Below are 17,956 nucleotides of genomic sequence, written 5' to 3'. Positions count from 1 at the left end.
TTCTTTTTTATATATTTAAAATTAAAATACTAAGTAAATTGAAATAAGATTATGGATTTTGATAAAGCAGGCAATGCAAGTGAGGAGAATGAAGAAGATTATGGATATTATGATAATTTTGATTACGAGGAAGATGAAAAAAATGATCCGAATAACTTCGCTAAAGAAGCACTAGAAAATAAAGGAAATGATACTGATAATGAAAACCGTGTTGATGATGGTCAGTTTTATATTAATGAAGAAATACTTAAATACATATTTGAAAGCGGTAAGTTTAGTGATGAAGATATTACAAAATTATTAGAAAATAAGGAAATTCTTGAACGCATCAATTCGTTTGCTCCTGAAAGATTTCAACTCATACTTAATAGTGGTAGGTTTAATGGTACCATTATTATAGGATTACTAGAAAGTCAAAATGCTACTAGGAACATCGATCTTCTTGATAAAGAAACGTTGAAATATATAATTGAGAATGATAAATTTAGTCTTAAAGATATCATAAAATTACTGAAAGATCAGGAAATTCTTGAACGCATCAATTCGATTGCTCCTGAAAGATTTCAACTCATACTTAATAGTGGTAAGTTTGATGATATCAATATTATTGTAGAATTACTAAAAAATAAGAAAGTTGCTAAGAACATCAACCTTCTTAGTGAAGAACTGTTTGAACAAATAGTTAAGAATAATGAGTTTAGTAGTGAACATATTATAAAAGCACTAGAAGATCGAGAATTTATTAAGCTTATCAAATTGATTGATCCTGGAAAATCTAAAATCATACTTAATAGCGATAAGTTTAATGATACCAGTGTTATTGTAGAACTACTAAAAAACAAGGGAATTGCTGAGAACATCAATATTATTAGTGAAGAACTGCTTAAATACATAGTTAAAAGTGATAGGTTTAGTAGTGAATATATTATAAAAGTACTAAAAGATCGAGAATTTGTTAAGCTTATCGATTTGATTGATCCTGGAAAATCTAAATCCGTATTTAGGAAATTTGATTATACCATTATTATAGAATTACTAAAAAATCAGGAAGTTGTTGAACGCATCAATTCGATGAATCGTAAAATATTTGACTTAATATTTAACTATTCTGATCAAGGATATATTATGAATTTACTGAAAGATCAGAGTTTATTTGATCAAATCAATTCTCTTGATGAGAGTAAAGTGAGTATCATGAAAAGTGATTATTTTTTTACAGATAAAGAGATTGCAGAAATACTAAAGACTTCATTACCTCAACTCCATTCTATTGATGGTAATAGATTAAAAATTATATGCAAAAGCATTAAGTTTGATTCTACAGATGTTAGAGAAATACTAAAAGATCAGAGTCTATTCGTTCGAGTCAATTCTATCGATCTTGAAAAACTTGAACTTATATCTAGTAGTAGTAAATTTGATCGCTCCATGGTTATGGATTTACTAAAAAGTCGGAATTTTATCGATTCTATTGATACTGAAAAATTTCGACTTCTACTTGATAATGCAAGCTTGAATGACAAAAGGATTATAACACTACTAAAAGATCAAAATGCTGTTGAGAAGATCAATTCTGTTACCACTAAAGAGCTAAAAGCAATAACAGATAATGTTACTGGTAAGGTATTTGTCAATATATTTAAAAATTTTAAACCTAGCGTAAAGTCGACTTTGAGGCTTGCTATACTCCTGCGTAAAGCTGGTAAAATTACAGATATTAATATCGATTACTTGAACAACAAGGAACGTATTTACGAAGATATAATTAAATATGTTCCCCAAGAGCTGGACATAAATATAGAGTCACTTATACCACTCCCTACATTTAAAAGATATACTGAATGCGAAGAACCTGTGTCAAAATTATATAATTTATCTTTAGAGCAGGTTATTGAGAATATAAATCCACATAAAAGAGCCAGGTATTCCTAACACCACTAAATTCATTTGTTTATAATAATTTCACTATATCGTAAAACCATCTATATCAGACTATTTTTACTATATTTTCTTGGTAAAATCACTGGCAGCTGACACCGAGGTTGAGAAAATTTTTGTAATATAGACTATCAATGATTTTTCAGTAATAATATAGTTTTAGGTGGATATAGTGAACGTTTCATACAGAGATATAGACATTAAGCTAATTAGAACAGGTTGAATTCAAATGTTGAATCTAGAATCTCTGCCAAAACATCTAGCAATTATTATGGATGGTAATGGTAGGTGGGCAAACAATCAAGGAAGGGTAAAAATTGATGGCTATAGAAAAGGCAGTGAGGTTGCATTTGATATTGCTAAGCATTGCACAGTCCTGGCCATACCTTACTTAACTTTGTATGCATTTTCCATGGAAAATTGGCTCAGATCTGAAAACGAAACAGACTACCTATTTAATTTATTTTACTCCACTTTAACTAATCAAGATAAAATGAAATTCATTTACAATTGTAACATTAAGTTAAATTTTATTGGCAATTTAAGTCTATTGCCCAGTAAAATATTCGATCAAATCAAAAAAGCAGAAGAAGTGACACATAAGAACGATGGTCTATTACTCACTGTTGCAGTTAGTTATGGAGCAAAGCAGGAAATTATACATGCTATCAACAACGTCATAAAAGGAAATATTGATTGCGTATTGGAAGAGGAATTTGAAAAATTTCTGTATACTAAAGATTTGCCAAAATTGGATTTATTAATTCGCACTGGTGGCGAAAAAAGGTTAAGCAATTTTTTATTATGGCAAGCAGCTTATGCTGAATTGTATTTTTGTGATACTTTGTGGCCCGATTTTTCTTGTCAAGATTTGACCAAAGCACTAGAAGATTATACAAAAAGAGAAAAAAAATATGGTAGATAATAACTTTATGGTTAGAATATTGTCCTCAATAGTAATATTACTCATATTTTCTTTTGCTACATATTTCAGTGATTTATCATTTTATCTACTAATTTTTTCAATTGCAGTTTTATCTTCTTTTGAATGGTATAATCTAACTCAGGGCAATAGAATCTTATACATTTTCGCATTACTATTAATCGCACTACCAAATGCCTCGCTAATATGCCTATATAATCTACCACAGGGAAAATATGCATTAGTATGGCTTATCTTAACTATTTGGAGCATCGATATTGCTGCCTATTTTTTCGGCAAAAATTTTGGTAAAACTAGAATTTGTCCAATCATTAGCCCTGGGAAAACTTGGTTAGGACTTTTTGGTGCAGTCTTAGCTGGAATAGTGTGTGCAATTTTTGGCTCAATATTTTTGAGTTTATTTCCAATTTTTTATTCTCCAATAATTGGTTTGATAGTTGCTATTCTAGCCCAACTTGGAGATTTCACTGAGTCACTCATCAAAAGAGTTTACAATGTTAAAGATAGTGGAGGTATTATACCAGGCCATGGAGGAGTACTCGACCGTATGGATAGTTTCATTTTTACTGCCCCTCTCATTGCTATTTACATAAGCTAAAAAAATGAAGTACTATTAACCTTTGGTTCTTTCCTTCTTGCTTATTACTTTCACCTCAACAGATTGAAATTCTTCGGCACTCACTATTTCATCCATTGACTTATTACAATAAGGACAATACATTTCTCCTTCTTTGTGTAAGTATACTATTGGATGACCAGAACCATCATCATTCTCATCACCACGGCAGCAAACTATTACATTATTATCCCTCACTTTTAACATGTCTCTCCTTTAGCTTACAATATTTTACACATCTAACATACTCGTTTGGAAATAAAAAAGACAACAAATACTTATTCTCCATTTTCTACCCTATTTAGATTAATCAATTCACTTTTGACACTTTTTGACACAAAGTTGCTAACATCTCCTCCTAATCTCGCTATTTCCTTTACAAAACTTGATGAGATAAATTGAGTATCCTCAGATGCAGGAAGAAATATAGTTTCGATTTCAGGAAAGAGCTTATAATTTACCCAACTCATTTGAAACTCGTAATCAAAATCCGATACTGCTCTCAGTCCTCTAATAATAACAGAAGCATTTTGCTCTTTGGCAAACTTCACTAGCAACCCATTAAAGGATATAATATCTGCATCAATTCCTGCTCCTTTCACTTCATTTTTAGCCATGCTTGTGCGCAGTCTTATGTCAAAATTAGTATGTTTATTAACATTCTCTGCAACACCAATTATCAACTTATCGACTAGCTTACATGCTCTTTTTATTATGTCAAGGTGCCCAAAAGTTATGGGGTCAAATGTACCAGGATAAATTCCTATTTTGTTACTAATGTTCATTCTTTGTTTCTATACTTCAAAAACTTTTGATGGACATGATAACGTTTTTTATCTAAAAATGAAAGTACGTAGTTGGCCTGATAGCTCAGTTGGTAGAGCAAAGGACTGAAAATCCTTGTGTCGCTGGTTCGATTCCTGCTCAGGCCACATTCTTTTTCTTAATGTTCTATAATATATTATAATATTAATATAATTATTTAGGAAATAATGTATAAATGTTACAATAGAATATTTAATATACTATTAATTACATTTCTACTATTAAGTAATATCGCTTATAGTGAAAAAGTAAACAAAGAATTATCTGCTTTGACAGTGGAAAATGCAGTAAATTATAATATAATTGTTGGTTTATTGCAAACAGATGAATCTCAAAATATCTATGAGATATTCAATAATTTTGGGGTTAAAACTATATTCATTGACTACGACAAAATAATTAATCTAAAAGAAATCCAAGAAGAGTTCGCAAAACAAGATGAAATATTGGCAAAAAAGCTGATACTAGATCGAATAAAAGTTGAAGTTGCAAAATTTATCAAAGAGCAAAAGATAAACAGAATATTTATTTCAGATAACTTTCATTCAGCTCTTAACCCTTACCGCCAGCTTGTGAATGAAGCAATTGTAAAAACAGTAGATGACAATCCTACAATTCATTTGCTTGCCATATGCGGTGGTTTACAAGACATTATGCATGCAAAAGAAATTGAAATAACAAATGTTGTTAATGATGAGAAGAATCATTTAAAATCATCATCCTATCCACAAAAAGAGAATATATCTCTTCAGCAGATAAAAATTGTTCCAGGTAGTCGTTTGGAAAAAGTGGTAGCTAGATTTTTACTACCTAATCAAAATGGCTGGTTTTCAACTTATTTTCCGAATGCTCATTCAGGTACAGTAAGTAATACTACAGAGAATAGAAGAAGGCTAGAGCTACTTGGATATAAAATTGCAGCATTTGCCAATGACGGGGTAATAGAAGCTATCGAAGATAAGCATGGTAATATTTACTTTCAAAGTCATCTAGAAGCCCTTGTTGTCAAATCAGATAAAAACTCTCGTTTGTCAAGCCAAAAGGTACGTCAGGTTTCAACACTAGTTGCTATAGCGATTATAAATGATTTTCTTCATCGCGTTTAATGCTAAAATAAGGAAAATCATTTAATGTCATGCCAGTACCCTTTTTCTTGTCATTCCAGTGCGTGACGCTGGAATGGCTTTGTTGCATAGGTCAAATAAAAAGAACTGGCAGTTACTGACAAAATTCACTATAAGACAAGCATTTAACCTACTAAAGAAAAATATGCCACAAAAAATGAGAGTCAGTAACTGCCATGAATATAACAAATTTCTCCAAGAGAGGGGAAATATTTTTTATTACGTCAATGATGCCATAGAAAATTGGTACGAAAAAGGTCCAAAAATGGCTGGTGGCAACTATATTTATAGCGATAAGGTCGTGATTCTGGATGGCTTTGTTGCATAGCACTGATAGGCATGTAAATCACAATGAACTTACGCAGCTAATTTAAATTTAGCCATACCAATATCAGTAAATTTGTTCAGTAAGTAGCACTTAATTAACAGCTCTTTTTCACGATTTACCTCTGATTTATTTTTCAAGCCAAACCCAAATATTTGCTTCAACCTATAGAAAAAGACTTCAATATAAGACCGTGCTCCATACTTAACTTTTTTCTTCCATTCATTAATACCATCTTCATAATTCTCATATGACCTAATTCTACTAATATACTTGTTTCTTTCTGATAAGTAGTCAGCTAAACAAATTTTAGTATCCTTCCTAGGGCGAATAATAGGCACAATATTGTATTTTCTGCATTCTTTATACACACTTTTTATATCATAAGCCGCATCTGCTCGAATAGAACAAATGTTATATTTATCACTGACTTCTTCTAACATATCGCAGACCGGCAAATAGTCTACAGCAACACCACTAGTGTAGTTCATGCTTATTGCTTTCTTATCATTTATGTTTAAAATAACATGTAATTTTCTTACTTGACCATAACCACTGTATTTTCTTTTTCGAATATTAAGCTTACTATGCCCACCGTTATTATTGTAGATACTAACTCTAGTGCTATCTACGGCAATTTCAACATTTTCCAGATCATCTTTATTGCTTCTATGGTCATCAATCTTCAAATTAAGCTTTTTAAATCTTCTGGAAGCTTGTGTATAGCTGATAATCTTAAGTTTTTTGCCTATTTGTACCATATAACCTTTTACAAAACCTACAGCTTGTCTCAAGCCAATTCTAAAAAGATGAACTATTATGTGTATTAAAATTACAACTTTATCACTATAAGTGTTATTGCCACCTGCAACTTTTGGACTATTTTCATACCAATTTTCTATGGCTTGATTAACAAAATGAAAAACATTTCCTCTTTTTTTTAGAAACTCATTATATTCTCTTTGGTTACTTACTCTCATTTTTTGTGGCATAAGTTATACTTGTTTGAAAAATGCCTATTTTACAACAAAATGCGTTAGTAACCATAAGCTTTTCTCCTTACAATAACCTCAACCAACACTAGCTATGCAACAAAGCCTTCCTGATTTGAAGGAAAAAAGCAAACTGCTAACTAGCTATAAAGGTGTTGGACGGAAAACCGCAAGTATCCTACTCATAGAGGTACCTGAACTTGGCAGGTTAGATAATAAGGAAATAGCTTGTCTAGTTGGAGTTGCACCAAAAACTAGTGAAAGCGGAAGGAAAGTAAGCAAGGCCCAAGTCATAGGTGGCAGATTTTATGCTCGAAAAGCATTATACATGTCTGCTGTGGTTGCAATGCGTCATAATAAAAAAATGAAAGTATTTTACCAGCGTTTAGTTGACTCCGGCAAAGCCGCTAAAGTTGCTTTAGTTGCTGTAATGAGAAAAATCATCATTTGTTTAAATGCTATGATAAAAAACAATAATTTTTATCTTGATGTTTAAGACGGTAGATGCCAGTGTCTGGGCACTGGCATGACATTATGGAATTTGGGCTCCAGTGTCAACTACTCTAATGACACCTGATTATGATGAAAGAAATCTAATGATTTATATAAACCCCATAGCATGTCGAACGAAGCTTTTTTTAAGAAAATCTGAATTTTCAACTACCATTAAACCAAGATTGCTCAGAACTTTAACGCAAAGTATTCTGTTGGAAAATATTCTATTTAGTCCATCAGTTGCAAGTGCCATAGTAAAATTATCAAAGTATCTATCACGTGAAATTTTCTTCAATAGATAATTACTGCCAACATCAATGCCAGAGGATTTTGCAGCAGTTATTTGTCTAATAACACTCTCTACATCTCTCATTCCAAGGTTAAGTCCTTGACCTGCAACTGGATGGATTGAATGTGCTGCATCGCCAATAAGCAAAATTCTGCTTTTATGAAGCTTTCTCGCAAAAGTAAAACTCAAAGGGTAAGATTTTCTTTCACCCTCTAATTCAATTTCTCCAAAATAAGAACCAAATCTTTTTTTGAGTTCTATGATAAACTCGTCTTCAGATAAGCTCATCAGCATTTTTGAAATTTCGCATTTTTCTGTCCAAACTATTGAAGAAGTATAGCCACCTTTCATTGGCAAAATTGCAAATGGACCACCAGGAAAAAACCGCTCTACAGCTAAGTTTTGGTGATGTAGTTCATGTTTTACATTAAATACCATGCTATTTTGTTTATAATCAAATTTTATTATTGTTATAGAAAACAACTCTGGCAGCTTAGAGTTTTTACCTTCAGCGCAGATAAATAGCGATGATATCAATTTTTGATCATTATCAAGAGTAACTTCCACGTATCCTTCGTCACAAGCGATTGTTTTATAGAAACGTGGAGAATATATATTGAGTTTATGCAAAAAATTATTATTAATTGCATTCCATATAATAGCGCTCTTGATTACATAACCCATTGGCTCTTCACCAACCATTTTATGGTCATAATGAACAGTAAATGGGCTATCTCCATCTAATATGCATATATCAAGTATTGGTTCAGCTTCATCTTCTAAGAACTGCCAAATCCCTAATTTTTCTAGTATTTTTTTTGACCCTTGAGAAATGGCAAATGCTCGATTATCATCAACTGCACGTGGTAAACTATTTTTCTCAATTACGGCTACAGATACAGAGTCATTACTCAGGCCAATAGCAGTAATAAGACCAATTAGCCCACCACCTGAAATGATTACATCGTAATTCATTTTATTTACCTAAAATTACATTTTATTCGTTTTGAAAATAGTTTAAATAAACTTCGTAGATGCTGGACTTCTTATCACTACCTTAGTATACCTCAGATTAGTAATAAAGTATTAATTATTTTATTAAAGGAAACAGCTTATGACTACAGATTGCAAAAAAGAATTACTAAATTGCATTAACAAGTACAGAGAAGAACTTGCAGAAAATAAAGCAGCAATTAGACAAACTTTAACTAGCGATAAAATTAATATAAGCGATTACTTTTATCAGGTTGATAAAATCTGTAACGAAGAAATATTTAATGCAGGAAGCGAGTGTTATGGTACAAAATATGGTGGGAAACAAAAATATACATATGATGAGTGGAAGCCAAAAATTGAAAAATCTAACGCTAACGAGTTGTTAAAAGACAAAAATTTGCAAGAAACGTTAAAAAGCAAAGATTCGCAAGAAGAGTTAAAAGGCAAAATATCAAAGAGTCTTGAGGATTATAAACAGTATCATGAAAAGGTTCTGTCGCATTTGTAGGGAAGTAGAAAGAAGAATGATATAATTGTCTAAAAAAAAGCAAAGATGTTTCGTATCAATCAAAAATTGTTGCCATATTTCAAAGGATTTAGCTTTTCAGCGGATGTTATCTGTATACATGAAATGTCGATTCTCTTTGAGCTATCGAAATTTGGAAGAAATGATGAGTATAAGGGGAGCAAAATGCTACGTTACAAAGGTGGGTTATCACCACTGATAGATGAGGCAGTAAGGAAAAGAAAGAAGCAGGTTGGTAGTAGTTGGAGAGACTTACATTAAATTAAACGGTAAATGGGTTTATTTATATACTGTAGACTTCCTCTTGTGTGTTAGTAGAGACAAGTCTGCAGCACTTGCATTCTTTCGTAAAGCCTTCAGGAGTAACTATCTTCCTGAGAAAATTGTAATTGATAAAAGCGGCAGTAATACTGCTGCTCTTGATGATTTGAATGCAGAAATTTCTGAAGATTACAGTCCTTCAAATAAAATATCTAAATAATATTGTTGATAGATTTATCAAAAAACTAATAAAGCCAATGCTTGGGTTTAAAAGCTTCCATTCCGCAAAGATTACCATCACAGGCATAGAAAATATTCGTATGATTCAAAAAAGACAAATTATTAAATAATGTTTCTACTTTTGAGAATTTTGCTATGTTAATGGCTTCATAACTCCTATAATCCCACCTTTAATGATCTTCTTTCCTATGGTTTATAGATGCGACAGAACCTTTTTTATAGGATTGGGGCTAAAGAAAACTTGCATGTAAATGTATCAAGGTATAAAATTATAAATATTAAGAATGAATAGGTTAGTTATGAATCTTGTAACAAAATCCGCTATCGATTTTACTGCTTCGGCTGTTCTTGCTAGTGGAAAAATAGTTGATGATTTCTGTTTAAGTAAACATATAAAGGATAAGTATGCTGTCCTTTTTTTCTATCCACTTGATTTTACTTTTGTCTGTCCAACTGAGTTGATATCATTTAGCAACAAAATAGAAGATTTTTCAAAACGTAATGTTGAAGTGATAGGAATAAGTATAGATTCAAAATTTTCACACTATAAATGGCGAAACACTCCAGTTAATGATGGTGGTATTGGAGAGGTTAGCTACAATTTAGTGTCTGATATCAAAAAGTCTATATCAAGAGACTATGGGGTCTTATATGATGACTCAATTGCACTAAGAGCAACTTTTGTTATTGATGATAAGTTTGTTGTACGTCATCAATCGATAAATGATTTTCCTTTAGGGCGTAATATCGATGAGTTTATTAGAATTATTGATGCAATAAAACATAATGAAGAGCATGGTGAAGTATGTCCAGCAGGGTGGAAAAAAGGTAAGCCAGCAATGCAGGCAAGCGATGAAGGAGTGGCTGATTATCTAAACTCACACAGTGCAGAATTATAAGTTGAGTACAAAAGTTCTTATTATTGGATCTGGAGCAGCGGGTTATGCTGCTGCTATATATGCAGCACGTGCAAATTTAGAGCCAATTGTAGTAACAGGAATGCAACCTGGTGGTCAGCTTACAATTACTACGGATGTTGAAAACTATCCAGGTTTTATTTCTATACAAGGTCCAGAACTCATGGAACAAAAGAGGTTGCATGCAGAGAAGGTGGGGGCAAGGATAATAGATGACGAAATAAAAAGCGTTGAACAACTTGAGGATTCTAATGAGTATAGATTTAGATCTTGTGGTAATGCTAGTGACTACTATTCGAATGCAATTATAATCGCAGCTGGTGCGCAAGCGAAGTGGCTTGGCCTGGAGAGTGAAAAGAAATTTCAAGGTTACGGAGTTTCGGCATGCGCAACTTGTGATGGTGCATTTTTTAGAAATAAAGTTGTAGCTGTGGTTGGTGGTGGAAATACTGCTGTTGAAGAAGCAATATTTTTAACTCGATTTGCTAAGGAAGTTATACTGATACACAGGCGTGATAAGTTAAGAGCAGAGAAAGTAATGCAAGACAGGCTCTTTAAAAATGATAAGATAAAGGTAATATGGAATCATACCGTAGAGCAGATTCTTGGAGAAGAAAATCCTAAAAAAGTTACTGGCATTACAATTAAATCGACGAAAACCAATACAGTTCAGGAATTAAAAGTGGATGGAGTGTTCATTGCAATTGGGCATGCACCAAATACAGGTATTTTTAAGGGCTTTGTTGAAATGGATCAGCAAGGTTATATAATTACGAAACCTGGAACAACTCTAACCAGTAGGGCAGGGGTGTTTGCTGCTGGTGATGTTCAAGATAAGGTATATCGCCAGGCAGTAGTTGCAGCAGGTACAGGGTGCATGGCTGCACTTGATGCAGAAAAATTTTTGGAATCATAATTAGTTCTAAAATTTTTAACTAAATTACTTGCAATTTTCTTTGTTTTTTTTATAATTATGTCAATAAATGTAACCGTTCACGCAATGGCGTCAACTTAAGAGCCTTCATTAGCAGACTCTCCTAAAGACATGATGGCGTTTAGGCTTATCAACTTTGTCCATTCACGGTATAAGAAAGTAGTTTACAAAAATTGCATAATTAGTATAAAAAACAATAAACTAGATAGATGAGGGGTTGATGATAGAGGTGCTACAAGAAAAGATTGTGGTATTGGAGTCAGAAGTTGGTACTCTGAAAGCAGAGAATGATAAGTTAAGGACAAAAATAATTGAGCTAGAGGATAAGCTGGGTTTAAATTCAAAAAATTCATCGCTGCCACCATCGCAAGATGTATATCGCAAAAAGACAAAAAAGAAGAGCGATAAAAAACCAGGCGGGCAGCCAGGACATGAAGCGCACAAGCGGGAATTGATGGTAGCAGATGAGGTGGTAAAATGTTCAATTGATACAATTTGCATGTGTGGAAGCCAAGTTATTTTAGAAGAAGAAACTGTGCATCAAAAGGTTGAATTGCCAAAAATTAAACCGATAGTGACTGAATATAGGCTACAAAAAGGCTACTGTAAGGCGTGTAAGAAAAGGATCTCAGCTAGTCTGCCTGAAGGTGTGACAAGGGATCTTTTAGGAGCTAATGCAAAAGCAGTAATTAGCAGTTTTAGTGGATTTTTTATCAATTCAAAAAGGGAAGTACAGCAAATTTTGAGCAGCATATTTAATCTGAATATAAGCCTAGGTTTGGTATCAAAGACCGAGGGTAGAGTATCAGAAAAATGTATATCTGAATACGAAAAAATAAGAGAAGAGCTACGGAAAAGCAAGTATTTACATATAGATGAAACAAGCCATAGGAACCAGGGAAAGAAAGGTTGGAGTTGGGTAGTAACGAATAAAACAGCAACACTTATGAAGTTAGTTGGATCTCGCGGAAAGAAGATATTAAAAGGGCTATTGCCAGAGTATGATGGAATAGTTATAAGCGATAGGTATGCTGCGTATAATTACTTTAATCGTGAAAACAGACAGATATGCTGGGCCCATTTAGCAAGGGACTTTGAAAGGTTTTTTTACAGTAAAAATGTTGAAGTGAGCAGAATTGGCGCAGCATTAAAATCGCTGAGCAACAGGGTATTTGTGGTAGATAGAGCACGTAAACAAAACCTGATAGACAATTTAAGATTTTTCCGGTTAATGAGGAAGATTCGAAAAAGGGTGAAACATTTTTTGCGAGAGATAACAAGGGTTGCAAAAGGAACTCAGGCCTCGAGAATGGCTGCCAATATACTACGTTCTGAAGATATGATGTGGAGATTCGTGCGCAATCCTGATCTGATCGAGACAACCAATAACCTTGCAGAACGTCAGGCTAGACGGTACGTCATTTATCGTAAAAATAGTTTTTTCACTTGGTCAGAACGTGGAGAAAAGTTCATTGAAAGAATGCTTTCGATATTTTTGACTGCACGTTTGAATGATCAGAATCCTGTCCAGAAACTACAGAATTTAGTCGCTATTCCTGCCTAATTGGGAATATTCCGTGAACGGTTACCAATAAATTATAGATTGAGGAGAATTTAGTATGCTTTCGAGAAGTAATGTAGGTTTTAGAAGAAGTGTTGTTAATGATACAGGATTACGAGCTCAAAATCAAACAACTTCAGGACAATCAACAACAAAATTATTTAAAGCTATTGATGAAGGAAAGCTAGGAGATTTTGAGCGAGCTCTGGAAGAAGGTGCGAATGTTAATACGTTTGATCAGGGATATACACCATTAATGACTATTATCATGGGTGTTGATGATAGTCCTACAAACTTAAAAATGATGACTTTGCTTTTACAGCACCAGAATTTAAATATTAATGCTCAAGAAACTAAAGAATCCAATACAGCTCTACATCTAGCCTTTCTCATGGAAAATAGGAATTTTGTACAGATGTTACTTAGACATCCTAACATGAATACAAACATTAAAAACAAAGTTTTTCTTCTTTAGGATCAATATCTTGAGCCTCGATATAATGGTTTCAGAGCAGAGCTTATAAAACATGCAGAGTACAAACAATGGTTTTTTTATACTCCTCAGGGATATATTGAAAAAATAGGGCGAATACAAAAAAAGGAGTTTCCACATCTTACAATAGAAATACAAAAAGCACAAACAGGAAAAGAATTATTAGATGCTCTTTCTAACAGAAATATTGACCGAGCAAAAAGACTATTAAATCAAGAACTCAACCCTAATTGTTGGAAAAGAAATTCAAATGGAGAAATAGAAACACCACTTAGCCTGATTATCAAATCATGTTTACAAGGAATAACAGAGGAAAATAAAAAAGAAGTACTGACTAAATTTTTAAAACATAAAGACCTAGATTTTAGTCAAATAAAACCAATACCAGCTATAGAGCAAAATTCAAGATTGAAGCAAATCATTGAAAAAGCTATGAAAGAGCGATTAACTGATGCTATTAATAGAAAAGATTTGGATTATGTAAAAAAATTAGTAGAAGATAATTGCTTCATAAATCGTGCAATTGTCACCGCTGTGTTGAGGAATGTTAATAATCCAATTGAATCTATTAAAAATTATCTCAATGAGAAATTTCCTGCAAGTATGGAACAGCCTTCAGCAAATGCACATAATGTTGCTCCGGAAATAAACGATGAGTTTATTGCTCAAGAATTGCAGCGACTTGAAAACCTGGAAGGTGAACTTGAAAGAACAAAGGCTCAACTTGCAGAAAAAGAGCAAGAGTTGAATAGGACCGTAGATGAAAGAACAAGAGACACTGACAAAATTTCACAGTTAGAAAGGGAGTTGAGACAAGTAAGGCAGGATAAATCAGGAAAGAATTCACACTCTCACTGATCAAGTAGCTCGACTTACTAGAGAAAAAAGTCAACTTGAAAACCTTAGAGATGAGCTTGAAAGAACAAAAATTCGACTTAGAGAAAAAGAGCAAGAGCTGGATAGGGTCGTAAGTGAAAGAACAAGAGACACTGACAAAATTTCACAGTTAGAAAGGGATTTAAGGCAAGAGAGATTAGAACTTCAAGCTCAAAATCAAGACTCAAAGAACAAAAACAGAAAACTTTCAGAAGCAAGCATTTATAATAGAAGGCAAAGTAACTATGCCTCTGCCTCTTTTGTGTTATCTGGAGCGTTTGCTATTGGTGCATGTTTAACAATATCGAATTTAGAAATATGTATTTCACTTGCTGTAGCTGCACTTGTTTTCATTGCAATTGGGTGCTACTGTTCATATAAAGCAAGTACAGTACTGAGTGATGTGACAAGCACTGAATTTGGTAATGTTATCAGTTTAAGATAGAGTTAAGGTTTTTACTTCTTCTCTAAACTCTGCTGAAAGTTTTATACATCCTGAAAATACCTTGATAATTCGAGTGAATGTGAACCTGAGTGGTTTCAAGACTTAAATAGTTGTTGTAAACTTGCTTTTATTATCTTTTAGTTTAAGAAATTAAAAATTTAACGATGAGAATTATAATTACAGACCAAAGTAAAAAGTAGGCTTTTCCATTTGATCTATTTTTCACTTGTAATTTTTTGTCAGCTATTAGGTTTAATTTTTCTATAAGGCTAAATATTCCTTGGATTGTTTTGATGGGATAAGAGCTTTTAATTTTTTCCCTATACCCTATTTTACTTTCATGTTGACTGTTTATCCATGTTTCAACTACTTTCCACATATTGATTTCTGGATAGACTTTCCTACATGTTCCTTCTAATAAAATCATAGTTTTCTGCAGCAATAACAATTGTGTTTGAACTTTCATATCAAAATCACCAGTTATTTTTAGTAGCTGAGTAAGTAATCGAGCAAATGAAATCTTCTGTATAGGCTGTCCAACAATGGGCTCACCTATTGCTCTGCAAGCTGTAACAAAATTTCTATGCTGTGATGGAACATAACCGGCTCTAAAGTGCATTTTTGCAACGTGATCATAATCCCTATTTAAAAAGCCTTTGAGTATCTCTATAACGTAATAGCATGTCTCACGATCTATTCTACCCATGATTCCACAATCCAGGGCAATAATATTGTTATTACTATCGATCATTAAATTTCCAGGATGCATATCAGCATGAAAAAAACAATCCCTATATACCTGATTACAAAAAGATTCTATAAGATTGATAGCTATTTGCTTTCGGTTATTCAGCTTTTCAACTTCGTATATTGGTATAGCTTCCATCCATTCTAATGTTAAAACCTTTTTTGAAGTTCTACTCCAATCTATTTCAGGTACGTAGAAACCTCTGTCATGTTTAGTATTTTCCTTCAGTTCCGAAGAGTGGGCAGCCTCAAAGCGTAGATCTAACTCTAATCGGCAAATTTCAGCAAAAGTTTTGACTAATTCAACTGGCTTCAGCCTTTTTGATTGTTCACTAAATTTTTCTGCAATTTCTGCAAGCCAAGAAAGCATTTTTATATCCCTTGAGAATGTTTTCTCAATATTTGGCCTCAAAACCTTTACAGCAACTTCCTTACCCTCAATTGTAACTGCTCTATGCACCTGAGAAATTGATGCTGCTGCAATTGGCTTTTCAGAAAAACTTGAAAAAATGTCGCTTAATTTACAATTAAACTCACTTTCTATAGTTTTAACTGCTATTTTATACGAAAATGATGGCAATCTATCACATATCAATAGCAAGTTATTTGTTATGTCCTCATTTAAAATATCAGTGCGTGATGAAATGGATTGCCCAAATTTAATGAACACCGGACCTAATCTTTCAAGAGCACGCTTTAGTTTATGACCTTGTATTTTATTTATTGATTTTTTTGATGGTGGAAGTAAATAAGGTAACACATTGTAGCGTGTTAGCACTGTAGTTATTTGCAGAAGACGTAGAATATTTTGAATCATTTCGCTGCGTAACTGCCAAATATTTCATTTATCTCCATAATTTCATCAGGTTTACCTTGACAATAGATAGTATTATTTATGCAAATTATGTAATCTGAGGATGGTAGAGCAGAGTTAAGGTCATGAGAAGTCATGAGAATCGACACTGATCGTTCTTTTGCGATTTTATTTATAATATCATAAAATTTAGCTCGTGCGTTAATATCCATTGCACTGACTGGTTCATCTAAAATGATCAAATCAGATTCTGAAATTAAACAACGTGCAAGTAGCAGTAGTTGTGTTTGTCCTGCAGAAATTTCTAATACTTGATTCTTTAAAATGTTACCGATGCCAACCAATTCTATTGCTTCTGTAACAATGGGTTGATTTTTCTTCAATTTCTTCGAGGAGCTATTGAAAAGGAAAGACTCAACTGTTATTGGCATCAAATTACCAATACTAAAATTTTGTGGCATATAGCTAATTTTTATATTGTCAGCGAATACAATACTGCCAATAAAACCTTTATTTATACCAGCAACTGCTTTCACTAAAGAGGTTTTACCTCCGCCATTTGGACCAAGTATTGTAACTATATCTCCTCTTTGTACTGATATGTTGATATTATCAAGAACTTTTTTATTACCGTATGAAAGAGTAAGGTTTTCTATTTTTAGAATGCAGTTATTGACACTACTTAATTTTTTGGCAAAAATTGACTTCTTCTCAATATTTATATGAGACATTTACTGATTTTTTTTCTATTACTTTCACTTACACTATACTACAATAGTGCCTTTTCATCCAATTTAAAAATTGTAGCTACAATCAAACCTATACACTCACTTGTAGCTTCTGTTACAGATGGGATTTCAAAGCCAGAATTACTAATGTACGAAATAGTGTCTGAACATAACTACATGCTCAGGCCTTCAGATGCAAGTAAATTAGAATCTAGTAATATTATATTTTATATCGATGATTCTTTGGAAACATTCATTAAAACTTTCGCTAAAGAAAATAAGAAGTTAATACCGCTATCAAGTGCAATCGATCTACTTCCTGCTCGACCACATTCATTTTCTAGTCACATTCAAGATGAAAAAGATTTGCATATTTGGCTGAGTCCTGAAAATGCAAAAAGTATGATACTTTCTATCAGTGCAACATTATCTAATATAGATAAAGAAAATGCCTATCGATACAATACTAACGCAGAGGAGGCTATAAGAAAGATAGACCAAGAAGTAGAAAAAATTACGAAAGAATTGGATGAGTTAAAAAATCAAAAATACATAGTTACTCACGATTCTTATCAATATTTCGAAAAATATTTTGATTTAAGTTACCCAAGCGCCATTCTTTCTATAGAAGAGGATTCTTACATAGGTATGAAGAGTTTAATGAAATTAAAAAAGGTAATGAAAGAGGAAAACGTTAAATGTATTGTTTCTCATTCACGAGAGGATAGCATAAAGCCTAATGTCTTTTCTAGTGACGTAAAAATGGTGATTCTTGATCCTATTGGATCAGATGTAGAGCCTGGAAAGGATGCATATCTAGATATAATCAGCAGCATTGCACAAAATTTCAAGTCTTGTTTCACTGAGTAAT

Annotated in this window: 18 protein-coding genes, 1 tRNA gene and 3 pseudogenes; 16 read left to right on the top strand and 6 right to left on the bottom strand. The window is 32.9% G+C overall.

Going from position 1 to position 17,956, the window contains the following annotated elements:
- The first annotated feature begins 51 nt into the window (after window positions 1–51).
- From OPR58_RS08705 to OPR58_RS08695, 3 genes are all read left to right on the top strand, one after another.
- Window positions 52–1,932, top strand: a complete 1,881-nt coding sequence (locus tag OPR58_RS08705; protein ID WP_265022475.1) for a hypothetical protein — start codon at window positions 52–54, stop codon at window positions 1,930–1,932.
- 235 nt (window positions 1,933–2,167) lie between these two features.
- The gene (uppS, locus tag OPR58_RS08700; RefSeq protein ID WP_320109886.1) at window positions 2,168–2,863 is read left to right on the top strand and encodes a polyprenyl diphosphate synthase; all 696 of its coding nucleotides are present in this window, start codon (window positions 2,168–2,170) and stop codon (window positions 2,861–2,863) included.
- Window positions 2,853–3,479: a phosphatidate cytidylyltransferase gene (locus OPR58_RS08695; protein WP_264375531.1), complete on the top strand. Its 627-nt coding sequence runs from the start codon at window positions 2,853–2,855 to the stop codon at window positions 3,477–3,479. Before uppS ends, OPR58_RS08695 begins: the two co-directional genes overlap by 11 nt.
- Before the next feature lie 15 nt (window positions 3,480–3,494).
- Here OPR58_RS08695 and OPR58_RS08690 read toward each other — a convergent pair whose 3' ends face one another.
- Together OPR58_RS08690 and coaD are read right to left on the bottom strand one after the other, a co-directional pair.
- Window positions 3,495–3,704: a zinc-finger domain-containing protein gene (locus OPR58_RS08690; protein ID WP_007302836.1), complete on the bottom strand. Its 210-nt coding sequence runs from the start codon at window positions 3,702–3,704 to the stop codon at window positions 3,495–3,497.
- Between the two features lie 71 nt (window positions 3,705–3,775).
- Window positions 3,776–4,282: a pantetheine-phosphate adenylyltransferase gene (gene coaD / locus OPR58_RS08685; protein ID WP_265022473.1), complete on the bottom strand. Its 507-nt coding sequence runs from the start codon at window positions 4,280–4,282 to the stop codon at window positions 3,776–3,778.
- Window positions 4,283–4,356: 74 nt separating this feature from the next.
- Between coaD and OPR58_RS08680 the strand changes: the two genes are divergently transcribed.
- The 3 genes and pseudogenes from OPR58_RS08680 to OPR58_RS08670 form a co-directional block, all read left to right on the top strand.
- Window positions 4,357–4,429, top strand: a tRNA-Phe gene (locus tag OPR58_RS08680).
- Between the two features lie 60 nt (window positions 4,430–4,489).
- Window positions 4,490–5,428, top strand: coding sequence for a gamma-glutamyl-gamma-aminobutyrate hydrolase family protein (locus OPR58_RS08675; protein WP_264375532.1), 939 nt, complete (start codon window positions 4,490–4,492; stop codon window positions 5,426–5,428).
- Window positions 5,429–5,591: 163 nt separating this feature from the next.
- Window positions 5,592–5,756: pseudogene (locus OPR58_RS08670) on the top strand (IS5 family transposase); the annotation flags it as partial.
- 47 nt (window positions 5,757–5,803) lie between these two features.
- Here OPR58_RS08670 and OPR58_RS08665 read toward each other — a convergent pair.
- On the bottom strand, window positions 5,804–6,763 hold the full coding sequence (locus OPR58_RS08665; RefSeq protein ID WP_265022212.1) for an IS5 family transposase: 960 nt from the start codon (window positions 6,761–6,763) through the stop codon (window positions 5,804–5,806).
- Window positions 6,764–6,872: 109 nt separating this feature from the next.
- On the opposite strand from OPR58_RS08665, the pseudogene OPR58_RS08660 reads away from it, so the two are divergent.
- Window positions 6,873–7,259: pseudogene (locus OPR58_RS08660) on the top strand (transposase); the annotation flags it as partial.
- A 105-nt stretch (window positions 7,260–7,364) separates the two neighbouring features.
- Here OPR58_RS08660 and ubiH read toward each other — a convergent pair.
- On the bottom strand, window positions 7,365–8,522 hold the full coding sequence (gene ubiH / locus OPR58_RS08655; RefSeq protein ID WP_265022471.1) for a 2-octaprenyl-6-methoxyphenyl hydroxylase: 1,158 nt from the start codon (window positions 8,520–8,522) through the stop codon (window positions 7,365–7,367).
- Between the two features lie 139 nt (window positions 8,523–8,661).
- Here ubiH and OPR58_RS08650 point away from each other — a divergent pair, with 139 nt between their 5' ends.
- The 8 genes and pseudogenes from OPR58_RS08650 (at window position 8,662) to OPR58_RS08615 (ending at window position 14,796) form a co-directional block, all read left to right on the top strand.
- Window positions 8,662–9,051 (top strand): hypothetical protein, encoded by a 390-nt coding sequence (locus OPR58_RS08650; protein WP_265022470.1) that lies wholly within the window; start codon window positions 8,662–8,664, stop codon window positions 9,049–9,051.
- A 45-nt stretch (window positions 9,052–9,096) separates the two neighbouring features.
- A pseudogene (locus OPR58_RS08645) lies at window positions 9,097–9,723 on the top strand (IS6 family transposase).
- A 146-nt stretch (window positions 9,724–9,869) separates the two neighbouring features.
- The gene (locus tag OPR58_RS08640) at window positions 9,870–10,469 is read left to right on the top strand and encodes a peroxiredoxin (RefSeq protein WP_010401485.1); all 600 of its coding nucleotides are present in this window, start codon (window positions 9,870–9,872) and stop codon (window positions 10,467–10,469) included.
- Window positions 10,456–11,403: a thioredoxin-disulfide reductase gene (gene trxB / locus OPR58_RS08635; RefSeq protein WP_265022469.1), complete on the top strand. Its 948-nt coding sequence runs from the start codon at window positions 10,456–10,458 to the stop codon at window positions 11,401–11,403. Before OPR58_RS08640 ends, trxB begins: the two co-directional genes overlap by 14 nt.
- A 238-nt stretch (window positions 11,404–11,641) precedes the next feature.
- Window positions 11,642–12,985, top strand: coding sequence for an IS66 family transposase (tnpC, locus tag OPR58_RS08630; protein WP_265022247.1), 1,344 nt, complete (start codon window positions 11,642–11,644; stop codon window positions 12,983–12,985).
- Between the two features lie 55 nt (window positions 12,986–13,040).
- On the top strand, window positions 13,041–13,457 hold the full coding sequence (locus tag OPR58_RS08625) for an ankyrin repeat domain-containing protein (RefSeq protein WP_265022468.1): 417 nt from the start codon (window positions 13,041–13,043) through the stop codon (window positions 13,455–13,457).
- A gap of 450 nt (window positions 13,458–13,907) precedes the next feature.
- Entirely contained in the window at window positions 13,908–14,333 is a 426-nt protein-coding gene (locus OPR58_RS08620; RefSeq protein WP_265022467.1) for a hypothetical protein, read from the top strand.
- 280 nt (window positions 14,334–14,613) lie between these two features.
- Window positions 14,614–14,796, top strand: coding sequence for a TomO hydrophobic C-terminal domain-containing protein (locus tag OPR58_RS08615; RefSeq protein WP_039950478.1), 183 nt, complete (start codon window positions 14,614–14,616; stop codon window positions 14,794–14,796).
- A gap of 142 nt (window positions 14,797–14,938) precedes the next feature.
- Here OPR58_RS08615 and ubiB read toward each other — a convergent pair whose 3' ends face one another.
- Window positions 14,939–16,360, bottom strand: coding sequence for a 2-polyprenylphenol 6-hydroxylase (gene ubiB, locus OPR58_RS08610; protein ID WP_010401467.1), 1,422 nt, complete (start codon window positions 16,358–16,360; stop codon window positions 14,939–14,941).
- Window positions 16,357–17,088 (bottom strand): metal ABC transporter ATP-binding protein, encoded by a 732-nt coding sequence (locus tag OPR58_RS08605; RefSeq protein ID WP_265022466.1) that lies wholly within the window; start codon window positions 17,086–17,088, stop codon window positions 16,357–16,359. The genes ubiB and OPR58_RS08605 overlap by 4 nt, the downstream gene beginning before the upstream one ends.
- Here OPR58_RS08605 and OPR58_RS08600 point away from each other — a divergent pair.
- Window positions 17,080–17,955: a zinc ABC transporter substrate-binding protein gene (locus OPR58_RS08600; protein ID WP_265022465.1), complete on the top strand. Its 876-nt coding sequence runs from the start codon at window positions 17,080–17,082 to the stop codon at window positions 17,953–17,955. The genes OPR58_RS08605 and OPR58_RS08600 overlap by 9 nt on opposite strands.
- Window position 17,956 lies beyond the last annotated feature (1 nt).

Origin of the sequence: Wolbachia endosymbiont (group B) of Ischnura elegans, assembly GCF_947251585.1 — a bacterium.
GTDB lineage: Bacteria > Pseudomonadota > Alphaproteobacteria > Rickettsiales > Anaplasmataceae > Wolbachia.
The sequence above is the reverse complement of the archived record's forward strand: the minus strand, read 5'-3'. Positions and strand labels throughout refer to the sequence as shown.